Genomic DNA, 1645 nt, shown 5'->3' with positions numbered 1-1645 from the left:
TGTTATGTCCATAGGGTTTTTGGACAGGGAGTCCGATGGCTTCTTGGACACGGGATCCATGGTGTTCTTGGGCACTTCTAGCGGCTTACGGTCGTAGCCTGCGTTTCGGCCGGGGTTTGGATAGTTTCGGGTTCATCCGCGGTGGTTGGCGATGTTTCATTCCTTCGACGAGGTTGATGTTGATCTGACCACCTGGCGGGCGGTGGCTCAACGTGATCGGCAGGGGCACGCTGAAGAGGAATTGACCGTCATGGGCCGTGTAGAACTCCGCAACATTATCGGTTGTGACTGTGGAGTAGAGCCTGCGGTTTTTAAACCTCAGACCAATGTAGAGGCCGAAGCCGCATACGCGTACAACGCCATCTTTGCTCACGCAGAGCTGGTCTGGGATACCCCATTGGTTTGTTGACTGTGTCGTCGGGGCCGTTAGTGTGGGGGTATCGGTGGGAGGTATGCCTTGCTGAGCTGCCATGTCATCGGTGTTGGCCTCGTGTGAAGTTGCCGCTTCCGCGGGGCCGTTTGGCTTTTTGGATATAGCGTGAGGATTGTGCGCTTGGTTATAGGCAACTACGCGGGCCCAGATCTGATCAGGATCGAGTGGATGCGTAGGTGACGGTGCCTTGGGGAAGGTATCGAAAGCCTGGCGTGGGGTGATGTGCATCTTGCCGACCAGCAGTGATTGATGCCGGCGTCGTTCGTTGTATACCTGGCGATATTCGACCAGATAGGTGTTGACCTCACCGAGACTGACTGGGTGGCGTGCATCGAGGAACTGGGTCAACGTACGATGCGATCGCTCGTCTTTTCCCTGGGTTGTCGGGGCGAAACCAGCAATAGCAAGTACGCCTTCGCCAGCGAGCCAAGTTTCAGTAGCAGAGAGAAAACCACGGTGGTAGGTGGCGAACGCATCGCCATTGTCAGAAAGGATTTCTTGAGGTTTGCCGTAAGCGGCGAACGCTGCAGCCAGCGCAGCGCGCGCATCAGTACCGTTTTCAGGCAGCGCGAATGCTGTGGTTCCGACATCGAATCTGCTGGCATCATCGATGATCTGGTAAATCGTGACATGCGTGTGGGCATGGTCAAAGAGGCGGTAGACCAGTGCATCGATTTGCCAGAGTTCACCGACGAAATCACGGGCGAAGCGCTTATAGGAACTACGAGGCCGTTTGCGGGCATTAGCATCAACAAATCCCAGCTCATGCAGCCATGAGGCGATTGTGGACCGCGATGGGGTGCGATCTGCACCTGAAGTGTCAAACAAGAAGTAGTAGATCGACCAAGGCCCATAATCCAAGCCTTGTTCCATCAACTGTTGCCTGGCATGGACGACTGCGATTTTGTCGGCCTCGTCGAATTTCTTCACTGGATTCTTCGGGGCAGTCGAATCCGGCACGATACCTGCTCGGCCCTTGTGCGCTATCCGGTTTTTGATGTTGTGGTACGTCTGTCGCGAGATCCCCAATTCTTTGCAAAACTGTGTGACCGTCTTGCCGTGACGAACGGGATCGAAATCTGCGACCTTTCTACGTTTATACAATGGAATAGCCATCCAGCTATTCCACCGCCGAGAACGTCCAAAAAGCCACTAGACATCCCGTCCAAAAACATCCTGGACTCCGTGTCCAAAAAGTCGCTAGACATCACA

The 1645-nt window shown here is 54.6% G+C and carries 1 protein-coding gene; it reads right to left on the bottom strand.

What is annotated here, in order from left to right:
- Positions 1 to 85: 85 nt before the first annotated feature.
- The gene (locus tag BJP07_RS09680; RefSeq protein ID WP_071567267.1) at positions 86 to 1549 is read right to left on the bottom strand and encodes a DDE-type integrase/transposase/recombinase; all 1464 of its coding nucleotides are present in this window, start codon (positions 1547 to 1549) and stop codon (positions 86 to 88) included.
- Positions 1550 to 1645: the final 96 nt, after the last annotated feature.

This window comes from Corynebacterium sp. NML130628 (genome assembly GCF_001875665.1).
GTDB lineage: Bacteria > Actinomycetota > Actinomycetes > Mycobacteriales > Mycobacteriaceae > Corynebacterium.
This window is presented reverse-complemented; position numbering and strand designations above follow the sequence as displayed.

Bases quoted from the DNA above. Each gene is read 5' to 3' on its own strand.
- BJP07_RS09680 (WP_071567267.1), bottom strand. From the start codon at position 1,549: ATGGCTATTCCATTGTATAAACGTAGAAAGGTCGCAGATTTCGATCCC.